The organism is Peristeroidobacter soli (genome assembly GCF_004138485.1).
Classification (GTDB): Bacteria; Pseudomonadota; Gammaproteobacteria; order Steroidobacterales; family Steroidobacteraceae; genus Steroidobacter; species Steroidobacter soli.
This window is the reverse complement of sequence record NZ_ML142848.1, coordinates 532,640-553,897: the sequence shown is the minus strand read 5'-3', so window position 1 is coordinate 553,897 and position 21,258 is coordinate 532,640. Positions and strand designations below refer to the sequence as shown.

The 21,258-nt window shown below is 62.3% G+C and carries 22 protein-coding genes and 1 riboswitch; of the genes, 13 read left to right on the top strand and 9 right to left on the bottom strand.

Annotated elements, in window-relative coordinates:
- Positions 1-66 precede the first annotated feature (66 nt).
- Positions 67-1,521, bottom strand: a complete 1,455-nt coding sequence (locus EKO19_RS02150) for an ATP-binding protein (protein WP_129774758.1) — start codon at positions 1,519-1,521, stop codon at positions 67-69.
- A 276-nt stretch (positions 1,522-1,797) separates the two neighbouring features.
- Between EKO19_RS02150 and EKO19_RS02145 the strand changes: the two genes are divergently transcribed.
- From EKO19_RS02145 to EKO19_RS02095, 11 genes are all read left to right on the top strand, one after another.
- Complete coding sequence (locus tag EKO19_RS02145; protein WP_217705083.1) at positions 1,798-2,064, top strand: P-loop NTPase family protein; 267 nt, start codon at positions 1,798-1,800, stop codon at positions 2,062-2,064.
- A gap of 37 nt (positions 2,065-2,101) precedes the next feature.
- Positions 2,102-2,219: riboswitch (TPP riboswitch) on the top strand.
- Between the two features lie 71 nt (positions 2,220-2,290).
- The gene (gene thiC / locus EKO19_RS02140) at positions 2,291-4,060 is read left to right on the top strand and encodes a phosphomethylpyrimidine synthase ThiC (protein WP_129774757.1); all 1,770 of its coding nucleotides are present in this window, start codon (positions 2,291-2,293) and stop codon (positions 4,058-4,060) included.
- 5 nt (positions 4,061-4,065) lie between these two features.
- Positions 4,066-5,061 (top strand): glycine oxidase ThiO, encoded by a 996-nt coding sequence (thiO, locus tag EKO19_RS02135; RefSeq protein WP_129774756.1) that lies wholly within the window; start codon positions 4,066-4,068, stop codon positions 5,059-5,061.
- A complete protein-coding gene (gene thiS / locus EKO19_RS02130; RefSeq protein ID WP_129774755.1) occupies positions 5,045-5,242 on the top strand; it encodes a sulfur carrier protein ThiS in 198 nt (65 codons plus the stop codon). Before thiO ends, thiS begins: the two co-directional genes overlap by 17 nt.
- Position 5,243: 1 nt before the next feature.
- Positions 5,244-6,014: a thiazole synthase gene (locus EKO19_RS02125; protein WP_129774754.1), complete on the top strand. Its 771-nt coding sequence runs from the start codon at positions 5,244-5,246 to the stop codon at positions 6,012-6,014.
- The gene (locus EKO19_RS02120) at positions 6,011-6,640 is read left to right on the top strand and encodes a thiamine phosphate synthase (protein ID WP_129774753.1); all 630 of its coding nucleotides are present in this window, start codon (positions 6,011-6,013) and stop codon (positions 6,638-6,640) included. Before EKO19_RS02125 ends, EKO19_RS02120 begins: the two co-directional genes overlap by 4 nt.
- Before the next feature lie 10 nt (positions 6,641-6,650).
- On the top strand, positions 6,651-7,430 hold the full coding sequence (locus tag EKO19_RS02115) for a hydroxymethylpyrimidine/phosphomethylpyrimidine kinase (protein WP_129774752.1): 780 nt from the start codon (positions 6,651-6,653) through the stop codon (positions 7,428-7,430).
- A gap of 30 nt (positions 7,431-7,460) precedes the next feature.
- On the top strand, positions 7,461-8,780 hold the full coding sequence (locus EKO19_RS02110) for a carboxylesterase family protein (RefSeq protein ID WP_217705082.1): 1,320 nt from the start codon (positions 7,461-7,463) through the stop codon (positions 8,778-8,780).
- A gap of 116 nt (positions 8,781-8,896) precedes the next feature.
- The gene (locus tag EKO19_RS02105) at positions 8,897-9,418 is read left to right on the top strand and encodes a FecR/PupR family sigma factor regulator (RefSeq protein ID WP_157995077.1); all 522 of its coding nucleotides are present in this window, start codon (positions 8,897-8,899) and stop codon (positions 9,416-9,418) included.
- A 2-nt stretch (positions 9,419-9,420) separates the two neighbouring features.
- Positions 9,421-9,801 carry a hypothetical protein gene (locus tag EKO19_RS02100; protein WP_129774750.1) on the top strand — a complete coding sequence of 127 codons (381 nt, stop codon included), beginning with the start codon at positions 9,421-9,423 and terminating at the stop codon, positions 9,799-9,801.
- A gap of 113 nt (positions 9,802-9,914) precedes the next feature.
- A complete protein-coding gene (locus tag EKO19_RS02095; protein ID WP_129774749.1) occupies positions 9,915-10,403 on the top strand; it encodes a VOC family protein in 489 nt (162 codons plus the stop codon).
- Positions 10,404-10,487: 84 nt separating this feature from the next.
- On the opposite strand, the gene EKO19_RS02090 is transcribed toward EKO19_RS02095, so the two are convergent.
- The 8 genes from EKO19_RS02090 to EKO19_RS02055 form a co-directional block, all read right to left on the bottom strand.
- Positions 10,488-11,480, bottom strand: a complete 993-nt coding sequence (locus EKO19_RS02090; RefSeq protein WP_129774748.1) for a DUF1254 domain-containing protein — start codon at positions 11,478-11,480, stop codon at positions 10,488-10,490.
- A gap of 115 nt (positions 11,481-11,595) precedes the next feature.
- Positions 11,596-12,546: a retroviral-like aspartic protease family protein gene (locus EKO19_RS02085; protein ID WP_175596930.1), complete on the bottom strand. Its 951-nt coding sequence runs from the start codon at positions 12,544-12,546 to the stop codon at positions 11,596-11,598.
- 76 nt (positions 12,547-12,622) lie between these two features.
- Complete coding sequence (locus EKO19_RS02080; RefSeq protein ID WP_129774746.1) at positions 12,623-14,146, bottom strand: hypothetical protein; 1,524 nt, start codon at positions 14,144-14,146, stop codon at positions 12,623-12,625.
- A gap of 71 nt (positions 14,147-14,217) precedes the next feature.
- Entirely contained in the window at positions 14,218-15,483 is a 1,266-nt protein-coding gene (locus tag EKO19_RS02075) for a S8 family peptidase (RefSeq protein WP_129774745.1), read from the bottom strand.
- Positions 15,480-16,103 (bottom strand): zf-HC2 domain-containing protein, encoded by a 624-nt coding sequence (locus tag EKO19_RS02070; protein ID WP_129774744.1) that lies wholly within the window; start codon positions 16,101-16,103, stop codon positions 15,480-15,482. Before EKO19_RS02070 ends, EKO19_RS02075 begins: the two co-directional genes overlap by 4 nt.
- A gap of 20 nt (positions 16,104-16,123) precedes the next feature.
- On the bottom strand, positions 16,124-16,729 hold the full coding sequence (locus EKO19_RS02065; RefSeq protein WP_217705081.1) for an RNA polymerase sigma factor: 606 nt from the start codon (positions 16,727-16,729) through the stop codon (positions 16,124-16,126).
- Between the two features lie 31 nt (positions 16,730-16,760).
- Positions 16,761-17,516, bottom strand: a complete 756-nt coding sequence (locus tag EKO19_RS02060; protein ID WP_129774743.1) for a TorF family putative porin — start codon at positions 17,514-17,516, stop codon at positions 16,761-16,763.
- Between the two features lie 107 nt (positions 17,517-17,623).
- Positions 17,624-19,072 carry a CHRD domain-containing protein gene (locus EKO19_RS02055; RefSeq protein WP_175596929.1) on the bottom strand — a complete coding sequence of 483 codons (1,449 nt, stop codon included), beginning with the start codon at positions 19,070-19,072 and terminating at the stop codon, positions 17,624-17,626.
- Between the two features lie 171 nt (positions 19,073-19,243).
- On the opposite strand from EKO19_RS02055, the gene EKO19_RS02050 reads away from it, so the two are divergent.
- Both EKO19_RS02050 and EKO19_RS02045 read left to right on the top strand, forming a co-directional pair.
- A complete protein-coding gene (locus tag EKO19_RS02050; RefSeq protein WP_129774741.1) occupies positions 19,244-20,083 on the top strand; it encodes a hypothetical protein in 840 nt (279 codons plus the stop codon).
- 8 nt (positions 20,084-20,091) lie between these two features.
- Positions 20,092-21,183 (top strand): porin family protein, encoded by a 1,092-nt coding sequence (locus EKO19_RS02045; protein WP_129774740.1) that lies wholly within the window; start codon positions 20,092-20,094, stop codon positions 21,181-21,183.
- Positions 21,184-21,258: the final 75 nt, after the last annotated feature.

The following is a 21,258-nucleotide window of genomic DNA, read 5'->3' as shown; positions in this document are numbered from 1 at the left end:
GTTTCCTGAAAGCAGGGCCCGGGGAAGTCACAACTTTCCGCGTGAGATCGGGGCGGCGGCAGTGAGTCAGCGCACCCAGTAGGGGACGTACCTTGCGTATTTATTGCCTTGGCCCTCGTCCGCGGGAACGATCCGGCCAGCCTTCTTGGCATCGCTGATGACGGTGGAGGCCGCCTGGTACTCCGCTGGCGTCAGCTTGAAACGAGCCCGCAACGTCGTATTGTTCATATAGTCGTGCCCGAGCCATCGAACGACGCAGTGACAGAAGCAGGCCCAGATTTTGTCGGCCTTCGAAAGTTTGTTGAACGGCTTCGGTCCGAACAGGACGACGCGCATCGAATTCTCGGAAGCGAAGAATTCCGGTGCCGGCAGGGATCGCTCTTCTATCTCCAGGATGGCCTTGTCGATGCCGCCACCTCTTTCCTCACAGATGCCGAGCTCTCGCATCGTACTGGCCAGCTTCTCATTGCGCGAGCGGCGTTCGTCGATGATCCGGTCGACTGCTATGAGCGAGTTGCCGGGGTTGATGACCTCGATACGGTCCTGATAGATCTCGACCATCGGGCCGGTGCCGCTGACGGTGAAGTCCTGATGGATGAGCGCGTTCGCAATCACCTCGCGAACCGCGATCATTGGGAAGATCGGTGTCGCCCGGCGGACGCCGTCGACGTATTGTTCCTCCATCGGAACCTGATCGCGTATGAAGCCTATCAGTCCGGCGAAGCTGACTGCATATCCGTTACGGCTTTCGATCTCTCGTTCCGATTTCGACTTGTCTCCGCCGACGTACTTGATGAGCCGCACGGACTTGTTCGACACCGACGGAAAACTCGTCAGGTCGCGTGCAAAAAGAACGGCGCCGAGATTGGTGATGTCGTAGCCGCCTTCGGAGTCGTCCTTGATACAACCCATAGTCGAGAACTGCCGAATGATTTCGTCGGCGCTCTTCGGCGGCTCTTTGCCGGTGAGTGAGTAGTATGCTGAGGTATCGAGGATTTCCAGTACCTGTTCGGCACTTTGATGCGTCAACGCGATTGCGCTTTCGAATCTGTGACGGCTGGTTGCGAGCCACAACGCACGCTCTTGCTCGGGCAGGTCTCGGAGCGGTTTGACGTTCTCGCCAACACGGACATACTCACTGCCTGCGAAGCGAATCGGCCGGTCGTACGACGGCTCGATCGAGATGATCGAGAAACACAGACCGTCTTGCTCGAAGTCGAGAAATTCCAGCATCAGTCTCGGCTCCAGCATGCGCGTCAACCAGTTCTGAAAGTTCTCGGCGCCCTTGGTCATTTCGCTGAGACGAACGCAGGTGCCGACTTTTTTCCTGGTGCCGTTCTCGATGCCGAACGCGATGAATGCTCGTTCCTTGCCGACCAATACGGCACCGTTGGCGCATGCCGACACGCACCTGCCAATCATCTCGGGATCGCCATTGTTCTGTTTGAACTCCAGCCACGCGCTTTCGGCGCGCTCCGCGATCAGGCGGTCGAGCAGGGCATGGGGGTTCTTGATAACCATGGCTTGCGCAGGTGGTCCTTATATCCCCCTCATATCGGGGAGCTCAGAGGTCATGCGGGCTGGACTAGGTGCGGCCCATAAAATCAGCCACTTACATGGACCGCCCGGGCGGGGGCTTTATCCCCCTTATATCGGGGTCCTATCCAGATAAGGTGGGGCCCTCCCTGAGTGTCATATTTTCAATGCGCATCCTCATCACCGGCGCCTCCGGTTCAGGCACCTCCACGCTTGCTCGTGCGCTGGCGGCCGAGCTTTCGGCGGCGGCGTTCGACGTGGATGATTATTTCTGGGTGCCGACGTCGCCTCGCCGAGATTCGGATCGAGCGATTGCGTCGGCGCGAGCAAGAGCAGTGGGGTTATATCGATCCGGCATTCATCGAGTGGTCCGCGCAGTACGATGAAGGGCGGTTGCCGGGGCGCGGTCGTGATAAGCATGAGCGGTGGTTGGCGCAGCGGAATGTTCCAATTGTTCGCATCGATGGCGAGGTTTCATTGGAGCATTCGTGTGCGACGGTGCTCGCCGCGATGAAGACGCTCGCGTGAACGCGGCTTGACTCGCATCGCCCGCAGCAGGTAACGTCGCGCTCGCTAGGGGAGTCCCTATAGGGGCTGAGAGGTCATTGGCGCTCGTGCGCGATATGGCGACCCTTACACCTGATCCAGGTCATGCTGGCGTAGGAAAGTCGTAAGCGCGGAGCGATGGTCTTTGACGACGTCGCACGTGCGCGTGCTACTCACGATGGCGCTGGATCTCCCACTGGAGAATCAGATGAACGCCAAATCGGTCCCCGTGAGCACGGCCGCGCTGCCTTCCTCCCGAAAAGTCTATGAATCCGGCGTCTTACATCCGCACATTCAAGTGCCGATGCGAGCGATCCAGTTGCATCCGTCGGCCAATGAGCCCGATGTAGTGGTCTACGATTCCTCCGGTCCGTACACCGATCCGCGCGCAAACATTCAGATCGAGCGGGGGCTGACACGCATTCGCGAGCCGTGGATTCTGGCTCGTCACGATGTGGAGCGGCAGGAAACGCAGCGATCAACAACATCAGAGCTGACCGGGTTTCCGGTCAAGCAACAGCCGTTACGCGCGAAATCGAACGCGGCCGTCACTCAGCTCGCCTATGCGCGCGCCGGAATCATCACGCCAGAGATGGAATACGTGGCGATTCGAGAGAATGTCGGTCGCGCGAAACTCAAGGCGAACGGTGGGGAGGGGAATTCCTGGGGCGCCAATTTGCCCGAGTATGTGACACCCGAGTTCGTGCGCGCCGAGATCGCGGCGGGTCGCGCGATCATCCCCGCGAACATCAATCATCCCGAGTCCGAGCCGATGATCATCGGTCGCAACTTCCTGGTGAAGATCAATGCCAATATCGGCAATTCCGCGGTGACCTCGAGCATGTCGGAAGAGGTCGACAAGATGGTGTGGGCGATCCGCTGGGGCGCGGACACTGTCATGGATCTGTCCACGGGCAAGAACATTCACAACATCCGTGAATGGATTCTGCGCAATTCGCCGGTGCCCATCGGCACCGTGCCCCTCTATCAAGCGCTGGAAAAAGTGGACGGCGTCGCTGAAGCGCTCACGTGGGAGATTTTCCGCGACACGCTGATCGAGCAGGCGGAGCAGGGCGTCGATTACTTCACGATTCACGCGGGAGTGCGGCTCGCCTACATCCCACTCACGGCGAACCGAGTCACGGGCATCGTGTCGCGCGGCGGCTCGATCATGGCGAAGTGGTGTCTGGCTCATCACCGTGAAAGCTTCCTGTACGAGCACTTCGAAGAAATCTGCGAGATCTGCCGCGCCTACGATGTGAGCTTCTCGCTCGGCGACGGCTTGCGTCCTGGCTCGATCGCGGATGCGAACGATGCCGCGCAGTTTGCAGAGCTCAGAACGCTCGGCGAGCTGACGAGAATTGCCTGGAAGCACGACTGCCAGGTGATGATCGAGGGGCCGGGCCACGTGCCGATGCATAAGATCAAGGAGAACATGGACGAGCAGCTGAAGCACTGCGCCGAAGCGCCGTTCTACACGCTCGGGCCACTGACCACCGATATCGCGCCGGGCTACGATCACATCACGTCAGCCATCGGCGCGGCCATGATCGGCTGGTTCGGTACGGCGATGCTGTGTTACGTGACGCCGAAGGAACATTTGGGATTGCCCAATCGAGATGACGTGAAGACCGGCGTCATTACGTACAAGATCGCGGCGCATGCGGCGGACCTGGCCAAAGGGCATCCGGGCGCGCGAGATCGCGACGATGCGATTTCACGCGCGCGCTTCGACTTCCGCTGGGAAGATCAATTCAACCTGTCGCTCGATCCCGATACGGCCTGCGCCTTCCACGACGAGACTATGCCGCGCGAGGCGCACAAGCTCGCGCACTTCTGTTCGATGTGCGGCCCGAAGTTCTGCTCCATGCGAATCTCGCACGAGGTTCAAGCGGCGGCGCGTGAGTCCGGCATGAGCGAGATGGCGGTGAAGTTTCGCGAGCAGGGCGAGATCTACGTTCGCCCGGAGCTGGGCTGAGTAACGTGCGCGTGTCGATCGTCGGTGCCGGCGTGGCGGGCATGACTTGCGCCGTCGAGTTCGCCGAACGTGGCGTTCCCACGGAAGTGTTCGAGCAAGCGGCCAGCTTCGGACCGCACAACTGCTCGTGGTACGCCGGCGGCATGCTTGCGCCTTGGTGCGAGTGTGATCACTCCGCTGATCTGGTCGCGACGTTCGGTGAGCAGAGTGTCGCATGGTGGAGGAAGCGCGTGCCGGCGCTGGTACAGCGAGGGAGTCTGGTCCTTGCGCATGGCCGCCACATCTCGGAACTGGTTTCGCTCAGTCGGCGAACGGGGCGATATGAATGGTTGGATGCGGGCGGCATCGGCGAGCTTGAACCGGCGCTCGCGAATCGCTTTCCGAAAGGGTTGTTCTTCAAGGACGAGGCACACATCGATCCGCGCGAGGCGCTGCGCTCTCTGGCCGATAGATTCATCTCGTTGGGCGGGCGAATTCACTTCGGCGCGGCGAGCGCTGCCCGATCCGATGGCAATCATTTCGTTGTCGACTGCACCGGATTGGCTGCGAGGGAAGCGCTACGGGAGCTTCGCGGGGTCAAAGGGGAAATGCTGGTGTTGCGCTCGAGAGAGATCACGCTCAATCGCCCGGTGCGATTGCTCGCCCCCCGCGTTCCGGTCTATATCGTGCCGCGTCCGAACGGCGTGTTCATGGTGGGTGCCACCATGATCGAGAGCGACGAGCTGAGTCGGGTCACTGCGCGCTCGGTGCTGGAGTTGCTGAGCGCGGCGTGTTCGTTACATCCGGCGTTCGCAGAGGCGGAGATTCTCGAGATGGGCTCGCAGGTGCGGCCCGCGTTCCCGGATAACATGCCACGCATCACCTGGCGCCGGGATCGAATTTATATCAATGGTTTCTTTCGGCACGGATTTCTGCTCGCGCCAGCGTTCGCACGGATGGCGGCGGATGCCGTGTTGAGCGGTGAAATCTGTCCTCAGGTAGCGTATGAAAATCACGCTTAACGGTGTCGAGCGGGAGATCGCGGAGAGCCGCCTGGAACAGGCGCTCCGGGAGCTGGGCTATTGCGACGGCCCCATCGCGACTGCTGTGAACGGGCAGTTCGTTCCGAAAAAACAACGTCTGGAGATCGCCCTCAACGAAGGCGATCGCATCGAAGTCGTGGCTCCGATGCAAGGAGGATGACGTGCTCGTTTACGACACGACGCTCACGTCCAGACTGCTGCTCGGGACGTCGAGATATCCGTCGCCGGCCGTGTTGATGGAGGCGGTCAAGTCGTCGGGCACCGACGTTGTGACTGTGTCTCTGCGACGCGAGTCGAGTGGCGAACGTTCGGGGCAGGGGTTCTTTTCGATCATTCGATCGCTGGGGGTGCGCGTGCTGCCGAACACGGCCGGGTGTCATTCGGTGAAAGAGGCGGTCACGACGGCGCACATGGCGCGCGAAGTGTTCGACACCCGCTGGATCAAGCTCGAAGTGATCGGCGATCGCACGACTTTGCAGCCCGATGTGTTCGGGTTGGTGGAGGCGGCGAAGATTCTGTGTGAAGACGGATTCCAGGTCTTTCCCTATACAACCGAGGATCTGGTCGTTGCCGATAGGCTGCTGGATGCGGGCTGTCGGGTGTTGATGCCGTGGGGCGCGCCGATCGGCTCGGGGCAGGGCTTGAATAATGTGGTCGGCCTGCGAGCGATGCGCGCTCGATTTCCTGAAGTGCCGTTGATCGTGGATGCAGGCATCGGCGTGCCGTCGCACGCGGCGCGAGCGTTGGAGTTGGGCATGGATGGCGTGTTGATCAATACGGCGGTGGCGCGTGCGGGCGATCCTGTCGGGATGGCGCGGGCGTTTGCGGATGCCGTCAAAGCGGGGCGCGCAGCGTTCGTTGCGCAGCCCATGCTGCCGAGTGACGTTGCGATTCCATCGACGCCCGAGCTCGGCCTGGCGCATCTGGTATGAAGCTCGATCCGTTTTATTTGATCGTCGACGATGTGGCGTGGCTGCGCAGGTTGCTGCCGGTGGGCGTGAAACTGGTCCAGTTGCGCATCAAGGATCGACCGGACGCGGAAATTCGTGAGCAAGTGGTGACGGCCAAGGGGTTATGTGCGCAGGCCGGCGCGTGTTTGATCGTCAACGACTATTGGAGGATCGCGCTCGATGAAGGCTGCGATTTCGTGCACCTCGGGCAGTCGGATCTGGATGAGGCCGATGTGCCGGCGTTGCAGCGGGCTGGCGTGCGAATTGGTATCAGCACCCATAGTCATGAGGAATTGGAGCGGGCGCTGACGTTTGGGCCTGACTACGTTGCGCTCGGGCCGATCTATCCGACCACGTTGAAGGTGATGCCGTGGGCGCCGCAGGGGCTGGCGCGAATTTCAGAATGGAAACAGAGAGTGGCGCCGATTCCGTTGGTCGCTATTGGTGGGCTCAGTGTGGAGCGGCTGCCGGACGTGTTTGCAGCCGGTGCCGACAGCGCTGCCGTAGTGTCCGACGTGCTTCGGCACGCGACGCCAGAGCTCAGAGCGCGCGAGTGGATCGACGAGGCGGCGAGGTCGATGACGGCGGCTCCACCGCCGGTCGGATAGCGCGTGTCATATGGCTGCATCCGTGTCCGATAATTTCAGCGCCGCTGCGGCACCTGTCCTCGTCATCGCCGGCACCGATTCGAGTGGCGGCGCCGGCTTGGTCAGAGACGTCCAAGTCATTACCGAACTCGGCGCTCGCGCATCGTGTGTCGTCACCGCTGTTACGGCGCAGACAAATAGCGAGGTTGTGACATCGTATGCCCTCGCGCCCGGGTTGGTGAGGCAACAGCTGCGAGCGGCGCTCCGTGCAAACGACGTTCGTGCCATCAAGATTGGCATGCTCGGCACCGGCGCCAACGTGCGGGCGGTGCTCGATGAGCTGCTCGACAGCAGTGATATACCGATCATCCTCGATCCGGTGCTCTGCTCATCGTCCGGCGCGACGTTGCTCGATCCGGAAGGAGAGCGGTTGCTGCGAGATCAACTCCTGCGTCGGTCCACACTGGTCACTCCAAACCTGATCGAAGCTGGCGTACTGCTCGACGAGCCGATCGCCAAGGACGAAGGCGAGCAGGCGACGCAGGCGGAGAAGCTGCTTCGCTTCGGCTCGGTTGGTGTGCTTCTGAAGGGCGGACACGGGACTGACGGTGACTCGGTGGACGTACTGGCGACGCGAACCGGGCCGCCCCTCCTGTTCCGAGCCAAGCGCCTCGATGTCACGATGCGTGGTACGGGCTGTGCGCTCAGTTCGGCCATCGCGGCCTTGATGGCATCGGGCATGCCGATGGAGCTGGCGTGTCAGCGAGCCAAGACTTACGTCCATGACAAGCTGCGGGGCCTGGCCATCTAGCGGACGCAAGACATCGGCTATAGTTCGCCGATGATTTCTTCCTTCGACGCACCCGCGGGCCGCATCATCGGTTGGCACGATGGGCGAGTGATTCGCGCCACGGGCATTCGTTACGCGCGCGCCCTGCGTTTCCAGCCGCCGGTGCCGGAGCCGGCGTCTGCGGCCGACATTGATGCTACCGAGTGGTCGCCGGCGTGTGCTCAGGCGGATCACCCCTTCGGGATGGGGCTCATGAACTCGTCGGTGCGAACGTTGGCGTTCACCGAGGATTGTTTACGGTTGTCGGTCACCGCACCGGATGACATTGCATCGGGCGAGAAGCGACCTGTGATGGTGTGGATTCATGGCGGGTCCTACGTGTTCGGGGCCGGCGACGCGGCGATCTACGACGCACGCGCGTTGGTAGAAGAGCAGGGCGTCGTCGTTGTTTCGGTGACCTATCGTTTGGGATTGCTGGGATTCCTCGGCGGCGCTGGCGGGCGAGCAGCGAATCTGGGTCTGCTCGACATCATCGAGGCATTGCGTTGGGTGAAGGCAAACATCGCGGCGTTCGGTGGCGATACGGAGAACATCACGCTGTTCGGCCAGTCCGCGGGCGGGGACGCGATTGCTCACTTGATGATCGCGGAGGGTGCGCAGGATTTATTCCGCCGCGCCATCATTCAAAGCGCACCGCTCGGCATCAGCTTGGGCCGTCGCAAAATGACCGAAGCGATGATGAAGATCGCGGCCCACGTTACACACGATGCGCCGACGGAAGAGGTGATCGTCGCGCAGGCTTCGGTCGTTTCAGCGTCGCAAGGTTTTGGTTGGCCCGCCGCGATGCCGTTCGGTACGCAGTATGGACATCATCCTTTGCCACCCGAGGAAGAAGTGGACTCGGCGTGGTCGCGGTGCGCGCGTCGCTTCGATGTATTGATTGGTTCGGCGGCCGAGGAGGGGGCGTTCTTCATACCCATCATGGAGCCGTTGCGTAAGCTCGCAGCTCTGCCGCTGGTCGGCGATACGGTTCGTCGCGTCGTTGTCAGAACCATTACGCGCAAGGTCTACGCCGTCGCGGCCGATCGTTTTGCGAATCGTCATGCGCGGGCCGGTGGCCACGCTTATACCTACAAGATTCATTGGGGATCGAAGACGAACCGGCTGGGCGCGACGCATGCCATCGATCTGCCGCTGCTGTTCGGTGACGAGTCGACCTGGCGCGACGCCGATCTGATCGCTGGCCTGACCTGGGCCGACGTGCACGCCAGCGCCAGGAAAGTCAGAGCGCTCTGGTCGACGTTTGCGCGCACTGGCGGACTGGTGCAGGGCTTGATTGAACCAGCGCTGGTGAGTTACCGCAAGGCTTAGGCATACCTCGAATCCATCGCCGCCGGCACGGTGGCGCGGGCTGGAAACGTGGGGCTAAGGTCGTCGCGAGCGCCGGTCCTGCTAATATCTACATCGAAATTCAGGCCCCGTCGTCTGTGTTGAAATCCGAGGAGTCCATCGAACTTGCCGAGCGAGACGCGGCGGCATGGTTCGTCCGGCTGGTGGCGAACGACCTGACTCACACGGAGCGAAGGGAGTATCTCGCGTGGCTCAAGGCCAGCCAACTCCATGTCGAGGCTCTGCTCGATATCTATCGCTATCACGGCTATGTCAGAAGAGCGAAGTTGCTGGCACGCCATGCCGAGGATTCGCTCCCGGTCAACGTTATAAATTTCTCCGATACAAAGTCCCAGCTCGAGCGCCTGGCTGGCTCGAAGAATAACAGCGTGCCTGGTCGTGTGGATCGACTGATCGGGCTGGTCGTGCCGCTATCGGTCAGTCTCGGCGCACTCGATCTGATGTGGTCCGCTTTGAATGTCTATGGCGGACTCTTTCCGTTACGGAGCATGCAACCGGAGTCGCTGCGCCTGATCAGCGCGGTATTGCTGTCTGCGGTTGCCATGTGGGCAGGATGGGTGCTCGGGCGCCAGGCGATCAATCAGAGGCACACGATGTGACGTTGCCGGATCTGCAAATTGCGTGTACTTCGATCGTGTTCGGTCTGTTGGGGCTGATCATCCTGATCAGACGGCGTGGCCGGTTTGCCAAGAGGCACCTGTTCCAGCTGGTTGCTGTCGTGGTCGCGGCCCAGGAGATCCCGGTCGCCTTCCTGCTCTGCTCTTGTGCTTCCACCGGAGCGTGGTGTACTCCTCTCGGCGCGGCCATCGGCGAGCCGTACAAATATCATATCTTCTTCGCCGGGTTGATCCTGCTGGTGATCAGCGTGGGTGGCACCGTGGCAGTGTTTCGTGAGGAGCTGAGGTCGGCACGGCCAGTCTCGAAACGACGTCCTCAGCCGGCAGAACTGCTCCGGGAATCTGTCCCGGACACTCCGTCGTAGACGCCGCTTCGCGGCCCTCCGGTGCAAAATGGCTCCGGGTTGTCGGATTCCGGATGGCTGGTTCGTCCTTGGGTCGACAAGCTTGCTCAACGGGCCCACGAAGGAGACCCACGATGGCTAAAAATGTAATCTGTGTCTGGTACGACAACGCGGCGGAGGAAGCCGCCAACTTCTACGCCCGGACGTTTCCGGACAGCAAGGTGACCGCGGTCCATCGAGCGCCCGGCGATTTTCCCGGTGGCAAGGAAGGTCAAGTGCTGACCGTCGAGTTCACGGTGGTGGGCGTCCCTTGCGTCGGGCTGAACGGCGGGCCCATCTTCAAGCATTCCGAAGCGTTTTCGTTTCAGATCCTCACCGAGGACCAGGCGGAGACCGACCGCTATTGGAATGCCATCGTCGGTAACGGCGGTGCCGAGAGTGCCTGCGGGTGGTGCAAGGATAAGTGGGGCCTGAACTGGCAGATCACTCCGCGTGTGCTGATACAAGCGACCACCGATCCGGATCGGGCGGCCGCGAAGCGCGCGTTCGACGCGATGATGGAAATGCGAAAGATCGATATCGCCACCATCGAGGCAGCGTGGCGAGGCAGGGCTCGCAGCTAGCGTGAAGTTTGCAGGCGCCGGGGCGGCCCCCGGCCCTGGCCGTGCCGGCGCCCGCCCCGGCGTGATCGAGACCGGCGTTGCTTGTTATCTCTTCAAGGGCCGTGCCTGCGGGAACGTCCAGGTGCCGTTGAGAATCTCGGCGCGGGGGCGATACATGCGCACGACGTACGACCATCCCGGTGAGATCGGCATACAGTTCGGAGCCTTGCCGTCACAGCCGCCGAACTGAATGGTGACTGAGCCATCGGCATCGGGCTTCGCGGTCAAATTGTTGAGCGAGTAGACGTCGAGATCGTTCTTTTCGAAGAATCCATCTTTGTTGTACACGCTGACCGACCAGAAGCCGTCGACCGGAACCTCTCTCACGGTCAGGGTGTAGACGGTCTTGCCGTCGTTGTCGGGCGGCGCGATGCCTGCGTAGAAGGCGTCGCTGAGCGGATTGCCGCCCCAACCGGCGGCCGTGCCGAGCAGATGCTGCACGGGGTCGACCTGTTCCCGCGGGCCGAACATGCGGGCTGAATCGATCCCGCCGCTCGCTGCCGTCACTGCAAGTAATGACTCGCGGACCTTCTTGAGCGATACCGGATCCCAGTCCGGTGCGTCCCATCGTCCAGGCTTCGGTTGGGTTACCTCGAGTTGATCCTGCAGGGCATGTACCTGCTTCAGATCCGAGGGAGCGTTGGGGTCGACGAACGTGCGGACCACAAACACCACGTAGCGCGTGCCGATCTGCTCTTTCGTAAAGACGTGGGCGCCAGGCTCATAGACAACCGCCGGTGTGTAGTGATCTTCGTCGATCACTTGCATGGACATGAAGCGCCCGCCGGCATCCGGGAACGTCACGGTGGCGGGGCCCGCGTCGAGATCGACGACCGCTGGTGAATACAGCGTATCTCGATTCATTCGGATGACAGTTTGCTTATCGAGAGGCGTCGGTTCCCGCGCGTGCAGGAATCCGGCCAGGCCACCGGCGTCGGCGACGAACTTGCCGAAATAGGTGTCGGTCTCGGCGCGCTTGAAATTGTCGACGGTGACACGCTTGGAATTGGCGGCTGACGCCGCGACCGCAGATGCCATGATCGAGCTCCGCAATGAGGTGCGGTCGGATTATTCGGTGCGGATCGTCTGGAAGCAGTACGTACGGAGGGAGTTCCGGCTCGTGAAGGGTGTCGCAGCCTCAGCGTTTCTTTTCTTACCCGCGAGCCCGCAAATGCAGCTCCCGCCGCTTGTAATCGATGATCAACGTATCCAGCAGCCCGATGATATCCATGCCGATCAGCAACGCGGGCTGATCCGTCATCTTCCACGCATCGAAGATATACATATCGCCGAACGTCACCTGCATGCCTCTGAGCGTGAGGTCGCCCAACTCGACGGACGGGGCCAGCACGGTTTCGCCTTTCTGGGCGTCGAGCGTGACGCCGATGATGGTGTTCTCCACGCCCTGACGTTTTCTTTTCGCGAGCGCGTTGCGCAGCGTGCTGTTGCCGATGGTGGTTTGCGCGCCGGTGTCGAGCATGGCGTGCGTGCGGACGCCGGCGAGTTTGACGTCGAACATCAGCAGGTGGCCGTAGCGCAGCTTCACCGGAATTCTGGTGTAGCCGTTGGCGCGGACCGGGCCGGTCGAACGCAGGATGGTGATTTCATCGTTCTTGAAATCGATATGGACGCGCTTGTCGCTGAGGCCGTCCGCGCCCAGCACGCCTTCGGCGCCGCCGAACACGTCGGGGACGATGGCGACCTGGCGGTCGCCGAGGAACAGGTCGCCGACTTCGATGCTGTTGACCTTGATGGCGGGCACGATGGAGGAGCCGGTCGCGCCGAGCACTTTCAACACGTTCGTGCCGGGATCGGTACCGATCTTCCGGGCGAGCGCTGGAATGACGGCGGTCCGGTTGGCGCCGGTGTCGAGCACCAGTTTGTAAGGACCTTTGCCGTTGATGTAGACCGGAGCCCACACGCGGCCGATGCGATCTCTCAGGGTGGGCGCGACATAGCGCGGCTCGGGGGCGGCAACGACGACTTCCTCGACCTGATTGTCCGCGGCTGGCGGCGGCAGGGCGGACGGAATATCGACGTCATTGGCCGGACTCGCGAGCGGTGCCAGCGATACGAGTGCGAACAAAAACAGACGCCGGGCCATATCTCCCTCAATCCCCCAGAAGCCCATGGATTCTCCGAGCCGCTTGTTTGAACCCGGTCGAATCCTAGCCTTGCAATTAGAGCGTGTCGTCGGCCATTCGTTCCGGCGACTGCGACCAACGGCCATTCCATTGCTCGGCTTCATAGCGGGTGGTCATCGGGAAACCCGGCGGCCGGCGCTGCTCGAAGCGGTGGTCGTACTCGATTTCGGTTGCGTAGCGCGGCTCGCTGGCTGACAGGCTGCCGGCCGACAGGCTCCCGAAAATCCTCAAGGTTGCCGCACGGGGATGATCGATGTCGCGCACGACAAAGCGGCGGCCAGCAAAAATGGCCGCATGAATGGTCAGGTCGCCGGGGCCGGTCGTGCCCGGCGAGGCGATTTCGATATAGCGATCGCTGACCAGGCCGAGATAGTCGCGCGATTGCGGATCGCGGCGCGGGTCGTTGGCGTAGATGAGATCGTCCTCGATCACGATCTTGGTTGGTGAGTAGACCAGTATGTTGCCCGCCACCACGCCTTGCACGTACAGCGTCGAGCCGACATTGCCGACGAAGTACACCGGATGATCCGAAGGCTTGTTCATATAGCCCGAGCCGGGCGCATCATGCGTGCGCCACATATAACTGCCGTCGGCGAAGAAGCGGATGCGCGTGTCGTCCGTCAGCTGATGAACGCGCGCTTCTGCATCGTAAGGCGCCCAGGCGAAAGGCTGCAGCGACTGCGGCAGGTTGATGCGGTTCGTGCGTGTTTCTATGCCGCCCACGAAAACATCCGACTCCCGGTTGCGACCTCGGGCGGACATTTCGAAACTGCGCGCCGAGGTCGTGACCTTGCCCAGAAACTTCGGCCCGACTTTGCCATCGCGCAGTACGTTGAACTGCGAATTGCTGTGAAAGCGGCCGACGATGACGTCATCGTGCAGCTGGACCAGCGGATCCCAGCGATCCACCACTTGAGTGAACTGCGAGAACGCGAGCCGTTTGAGCATGATCCGCGTCGACATGAGTTTGCCGTGATCGGACGCGCTCACTTCGGCGACGACGCGGTCGAGCGCAGTCCCGTCCCGGGCGCGTTCCCACACCATCCTGGCTGTGTACTGCTTGCCGTCCTGTTGCCATTGCAGCGGGGTTTCGGGCTTGTTTTGCAGCTCTTCGGCGAGCTTGGCCAGGCGTTGCGGGAGCGAAGTCTGTTCCTGGATCGACGCCAGGAAGGTCACTTGCGGTTTGTCCACCACGGGCGCGACGGGTGGCGTCGGCTGGGTTTGAACATCGGGTGGGGTCAGTTCCTCATCCGCCGGATTGCTTCTGACTGCCTCGGAAGCGGGCAGTGGCAGCTCGGGCATGGTGACCGCGATCTCGGCCGGCAGGGTCGAGGCCTGCATGGGTTCGATCGGCCGCAGCTCCAGACCCTCGGCGCGATCGACATTCGGCGCTTCGATCAGAACCAGTTGTGCGAACGACTGGTCGTTGGAGCCGATGCCGTCCTGCTTGCCGCCCAGGACGAAGGCGACGATGAAAATCATGAGGTGAAGCGCACCCGACGCTCCGGCCGCGACCGTGCGTTGCGCGTTCTTCGACTCGAGAAGGCCAGAAAGCGCCATGGTGCCCCCCTGCGTGAAGGCAAGGGATAGAGTATTCCTGCGCGCGGAAAAGAAACAGCCCGGCGTGGGGGTCAGCGGTTTAACTGAACGGCGTGCGACATCGTGGGCCGGCACTGCTGGCCGGCCTGACGGCCGGCGAGGGCCACACAGAGATTGATGCTGTCCCCGCTTGGCGCGGTCTGTGCCAGCACCTCCCGGACTTCGTTGGCCTTCAGCCGATGTGACAGTAATAAGGCGATGCCGCCAGTGACATTGGCCGCCGCCATCGAGCTGCCGGAAACAAAGTCATAACCATTCTGCGGGACCAGCGTGAGCACGTCGGTGCCGGGCGCGAGCAAAACATTCCGGGCCGTGTGTTCGTGCCCGACCGCGTCGACGACCAGCACGCCAGGAATTTCCGACGGAAAGCCGGTCGCCGCTCCCGAGCCCGGCAGCGCCGCCACGAAAACCATGTCGCGTGCCAGGCCGTGCTCGACCAGCCGGCGCAGCAATGGATCGCTCGGGCCACCCAGGCTCAGGTTCACGATGTGAGCTTTCAACTCGATGGCCTTCGCCAGGGCGATGGCGAGCGTGAAGCTGTCGCAGACCGCCTGAGCAGGATTGGCCGGATCGGCCCAGCAGGCCGCCAGCGCATGCACGTCCGCTTCCGGTGCGATTCCCACGATGCCCAGATGATTGCCGCCGGTCGCCGCGATGATGCCGGTCACCGCCGTGCCGTGTGCGGCCGGGCGCTGGCGTTGTCCTGTGAAATTGCTGACAGAGATATGGCTGCCGGCGAGGTCGGCGTGTGAGGTGTCGACGGCCGTGTCGATGACCGCGATATTCACGCCTTTGCCTCGCGACCAGGTGTGCGCCTGGGGGACACCCATCGCGACCAGACTGCCTTGGAGTCCGGCGTACGGATCGTTGTAGGGCAGGGTGTCGGCACTGCTGAGCGCGGCGAACGAGTTCAACGGTTGCGCCGATTCCACTCGCGCATCGCTGCGCAGTCGTCGCAGCAGGTCGGGCTGCGATTCGCGCGCATTCATCTCATACACGATGCAATGAACGCTCAGTTGCGCGATGGGCCACTCGCGCACCGGTTTCATTTTGTAGTACGTGGCGAGCTGCGAAGCCATCGCACGCGTCGTCGGTGCGATCGCGTAGGGCATGGCCGCACCGTAGTCGCGCGGTGAGGAGCCGGCACGGGCCGACGGCATCGTGTCGGTGTTGTGTATGGTGATGACGACGAATCGTTCGGGATGGGTGCGAATCAGTTCTTCTTCGGTGCCGTCGCGCGCGACCTGCATGCAGCCGGCGAGGGCGAGCAGCGCGACCCAGGCAGCCAGGCGTTTCATTGGTAGGTTCCGACGGCCGTCTGACTCGGCTCGGCAAACAGAACTTCCGGATGCGCACGCAACGTCACGATGATTCGTTGCACGTCCTTGCCGGCCGATGCCGACAGCGTATAGACGCCAGCTTCGCTCGGTCCGGCGATGATGTTGGCGTCGATCTGTCGCAACAGCTCGTTGACTTTGTTCAAGGGCGCATCGGGAGCGAACACCACTCGCACGGCCGCGCGTGAATCTGTGACATCGGGCGTCGGTGTGGATAGGGTTTTGTATTCCGGCTGCCGGATGGAAGTGAACAACGCGCCGGCCAGCGCGGCGATGGCCACCAGCTGCAGCCAGAGTGCAGCGATCAGCCACGGCCGGCGGGCTTTGCGGGATTCGGATACCGGCGTTGCGGGTTGTGTATCGATCTGCGCGAGCAGCTTCTGCCACGACGCATTTGGCGCCGCGATTACATCGTCGGTGCCGCGCATCTGGCCATGAATCAAACGATGTCGCTCCAGCTCTTCGCGACACTCGGCGCAAGTTTCGGCATGAGTCAGGACAGCGCGATGCTCGGCGTCGGAAGCGCGGCCGTTCACGACCCAGGGAATCAACTCCCAGCAATGTTCATGGTTGGCGTGCATACGGGGGTGCATGCGATTGGTCACTTGCCCTCGGCCAGTCGTGGCAACAGCACGCTCAGTTTACGGCGGGCATGGTACAGGCGTGTCTTGACGGTGTTGACCGGGCAGCTGGTGATCACCGAGATTTCCTCGCAGGAGTGGCCGAGCACATACGCCAGCTCCAGGCACAGCCGTTGCTCGAGCGGCAGCTCCTGCAGCGCTTCTTCGATCCATTCCTGGGTCTCGCAGGCTTGCAGATTGTCGACGCCGACCAGCGCATCGGTGGCTTCCAGCTCGACCAGCTCGAACGAGCGTCGTCGCCGGATGCTTTTCAATGCGCGCCGGTACGCGATGCCGACGATCCAGGTCGAGACCCGCGAGTCGCCGCGAAAACGGTCGGCGCTGTTCCACACCACCAGTAAGGTGTCGTTGATGACTTCCTCGGCCAGGTCCTGCCGTTGCGTCAGCCGCATCAGGAAACGGGACAGGCGGCGATGATAGAGCAGGTACAGATCGCGCAAGGCGGTGCGATCGCGCAGGCTCACCCGACGGATCAGCGCCAGCTCGGCTTCGTTGTTGCTGAGCGCGGCCGGCTTGGCGACTGTCGCCAGCTTCGGACCCGATTCGTTGTGGATACGCGTGATCACGCGGGTAGGTACCCTGGGCAGACGGGGCGGTTCAATGCAGGTTGCCGAATCTCCAGATCACCGTGCCCAACCAGGTAATGGCCGCCCGGTCGTGCCCGAACAGTTCGCGCGCCGTGCCGTCCACGTAGGTGTAGGTCAGATGCACGGTGAACCGGTTGGTCGACAGCATCAACCCCGCGTGGCCGTACCAATACGACTCGTCGAACAGCTGGCTCAGATCCCGATAGCCGATGCCGACATTTCCGGACCAACCGCCGTAAATGGGCTCGTTGGCGCTCAATTCGTACGACAGCGTGGTGCTGTCTTCCGCAATGCCTTGATAACTCGCGTCGCCGTAGTTCGGTGACCAGGCCACTGTCGCAAACACCGTGGATCGATAGCCCAGCGACGCGGTGACCTCGTCGTAATCGTAGTTCACCCGGGGCAGGTCGTTCGGATAGAAGTAATGCGTGGCCGTGAGCGAGGTGACCCAGTCCGGGCTGAGCCGCCAGGCGCGGGCCGCATACACATCGATCTCCGTGCTCGCGCTCGGCACGCGATAACGATTGATGGTGGAAGCCCAGGCCCCGACCGTCCAGCGTTCATCGAGTTGCGCGCGTAGCCCGCCTTGCAGCGCCGGCTCGCCCCGTGTCTGTGACACGCCTTGCTGAATGTAATCGCTGGTCAAAGCCAGCGACCCGGACCATTTGACTTCAGCTTGCGCGCTGCGAAGCGGGACGAAAAAGCTCAACAGGCCTGCGACGCATGGAACGACGCGTCGAGCGGGGGACGAAGTGAACGTGCTCATGTCGGGCCGTGGTCCGAGAGCATTCCCGGGACCAGCAGCATACGCGTTTCGACGGCCCGATGCGTACTGTCAAAAGTCGTTGCCCGAAGTTGACGATGGCCTCCGTATCAATTGTTTTGAGCACCCGCTGTGATCCACGCTCGCACATTCGCGATCAACGCCGGATCGAGGGGCGCACCGCCCAGCGGCATGCGACCGCCGCTGATGCCGGCCGCGCCTTCGATCTTGCGGACCAGATAGCTCGTATCTGGATTGCCGGCGCTGATGCGCATCACCGAGGGTTGTTCTGTACTTGCGACACCTACAATCGCAGCAAACGTCGCGGCGGCGCTGCTCAAATTCATCGAGGAGGGCAGCGAGCTGCCGCCGCCGGTGTGACATCCCGAACAGATCGGCGTGAAGAGGGTGGATTGCAGCTGAGTGAGTGTGGGTGCAGCCGTCGTCACCGGGGTCGTGTCGAGTGACAGCTGACCACGCAATGCGCCAGCCGGCGCGCCCGGTGTATGCACATCGACATACAGATTGTCGGCCGCCAGTGCATCTCGATCGGCTTGCGTGATGGCCTGTCCTTCCAGCAACCAGTGCGTGGGCGCCGTTGGGTCTTTCATCAACGAGAACAGCGGTGCCGACGCGTTCTGGCCGGCGGGCGCGTTGTGCACGTGAGCCTCGGTTGCATCGTCCACACCCGTCGTCTGTACGTGCACCGTCGCTGTGCTCGCCGTTTCGTCGACGGTCATCGCGGCGAAGCCAGTTGCCGAGTTGGTCACGGGCGGCACGACCTGGCTGTCATCCAGTGTCGCCACGGCGACCTTGATTCCTTGCGGGCGGAGCTGCCCGCGAATCTCGCCGTTGGGAAATGCGGCGGTGTGCACGTTTACATACAACTGACCGGCGAGTAGCGCGGTCACCTGATCGGCCGTCAGCACGGCGCCGGTCTGCGCATCCCAGCGATTCGGATCGGTGCCGCTCTGGACGAAGTTGACGATCACCGGCCCATTCGTGCCTGCAATGCCGTCGTGAATATGCGCCATCGTCGCGGTGATGCCACTGAGCGTGACACCACCGGTCACTGCCCCTGTCACCAGATTGAATGTGATCTGTCCGGTGCCCGTGGCTGCCGAGTTCGTGCTCGGAAAGACTTCTGCCGCGGTGGTAGTCACATCGATCACGGGCGCGTTGAGCACGGTCACCGTGGCGGCGGTTGAAGTTGCGGAAGCATTTGCACTGTCGACGGTGCGTGCAGTGAGTGAATGCGTGCCATCGGCGACTGTTGATGTGTCCCAGCTCGCCTCGTAAGGCGCGGTGGTATCGGTCGCGATGACGGTGCCGTCGACCAGAAACTCCACTCGATTGATGCCCGCGCCGGCGGTGGCGTTGGCTGTCAGTTGCACGGTTCGATTGAGCGAGGCGCCGCTCGGTGCAGTAATCGTCGCGGTCGGTGCAGCGGCCTGCGCCATGCCACCCGAGCCGCCTCCGTAGCCGCTACCTCCACCGCAGCCACTGGCTGCGAGCACGGACACGGCGAGTGAAATTTGCACGGCTCTTCGTAATTGCATGTCGTTTTCCCCATGAGCGTCGCTGCCGAGGGTTGTGCTCATGAGTACCTACGCGTCATTCGGAAAGTTCAACGCACGTGCATGAACCGGACAGGTCCGCGCAGGCACTCATGCCACGAACAACAACGCCTGGGTGAATGCATGAGAAAGGCGAAGCTCTTGGCGACGTGCATGACGTGTGCACTCGCCGGTTGCGCTGGCGACGGCAAGGGACTGGATGAAAACGGTCGACCGGAGGGTGAGAGTAGTGGCGGCACGTTGCAGCCCACCTTTCAATCCATACAGGCGAATGTTTTCACGCCAGTGTGTACTGCATGTCATGCCGGCGCGGCCGCGCCGTTGGGATTGCGGCTGGATGAAGGCGCGTCCTATGCGCTGCTCGTGAATGCGCCGAGCGTCGAAGTGCCGGCGCTGCGGCGAGTGCAGCCGGGCAATCCGGACGCGAGTTATCTGATTCAAAAGCTGGAAGGCACAGCGGCGCGTGGTGGACGCATGCCGCTGAATCAGCCGGCCTTGCCGGCGGAGACGATCGCGGTGATCCGGCAGTGGATCACGAACGGCGCACCGAACAGCCCTGGCGCGAGTGGCGGCGTGGGTGGCAGTTCGAAGTCGCGTTTCGAGTTGGTCACGCTGACAGCTATCTCACCCGCGCGCGACGAGGCTGTGCCGGCGCCTGTGCGCGATATCGTCATCGCATCGAACGTCGAGCTCGATGCATCGCTGCTGCAATCGAATCTGATTCAGCTGCGTGCCAGCGGTGGCGACGGCAACTTCGACTCGGGCAACGAAGTCCCGGTGCCCGTCAACGTGACGGTTCGTTCCGATCTGCCCAGCGTTCTCGCGATCACGCCGCGTCTCGCGCCGCTCGAGGCGGATTCCTACGAGTTACGTATCAGTGGCGGCGATCCGGTTGCGATGGCCGATATGCAGGCCCGCCCCATCGACGGCGATGACGACGGCACGCCCGGCGGGGATTTCGTCCTGCGTTTTACCGTGGAGATGACGCGATGAGGTCGAGCATGCTGTTTCGGAAAATCTGCGCGCTCGTCGCACTCGTCCTGATCTCCAGCATTCACGTTGCACAGGCCGAGCCGTACTTTGCCGTTCGCGAAGGGCTGAAGTGTGCGAGCTGTCATTTCAATCCGGCCGGCGGTGGCATGCGTAACGCATTCGGTAACGCTTGGGCGCAGACCGCGCTGCCGGCACGTCGCATCGAGGGCACGGGGACGGATGCGTGGACCGGCATGCTGAACTCGTTTGTCGCGCTCGGCGGCAATCTGCGTGCGAACGCGACGTACACCGACGTGCCGAACACCAAGGCGAGCTCCGAGTTCGAGCTGCAGGAAATGCGGGCGTACCTGGCGGTCACCGCGATTCCCGACCGGCTCGCCGTTTATATCGATCAGCGGCTGGCGCCGGGAGGCAGCACCAACCTGGAGGCGTTCGCTCGTTACACCACCAAAGATCAGCACTGGAGCATGCAGGCGGGTCAGTTCTATCTGCCGTATGGCTTGCGGCTCGAGGATGACGACGCGTTCATTCGCCAGGTGACCGGCATCACTTTCGCGACACCGGATCAAGGGGTGCAAGTGGGCTATGAGTCCGCTCAATGGACGGCGCAACTCGCCGTCACCAATGGCACTGCCAGCGGTCCCGAGACCGACGAAGGCAAGCAGGCGAGCGTACGGGCCGAGCATGTGCAGAGCATCTGGCGAGTGGGCGCAGGGTTCAATTACAACCACACGAGTGAGGGCAATCGGCAGATGCAGGGCGTGTTCGCGGGCGTTCGCACCGGCCCGATCGCCTGGCTCGCCGAGGCCGACTATCTGAAGGACGAAACGCTCGGCCCGACCGAACGCAAACAATGGGTGGGATTGATCGAGGGCAACTGGCTGATCAGTCGCGGCCAGAATCTCAAACTCACCGCCGAGGTGTTCGAGCCCGACACCGACGTGGACGAGGACGAGCAGAACCGGTTCAGTCTGGTGTGGGAGTACGTGCCGTTCCAGTTCCTGCAGCTGCGAGTCGGCGCACGCCTCTACGACGGCATTCCGCAGAACGATCTGCAGAACAGGAAGATCTATTTCGCGCAGGTGAACGGGTTCTTCTAGGGATGGGCGGCGGGGCGCGAGTGGGCGCCGCCCCCCCCTGCCGGTAAGAAAAAACACAGATAAGCACCCAGGGTG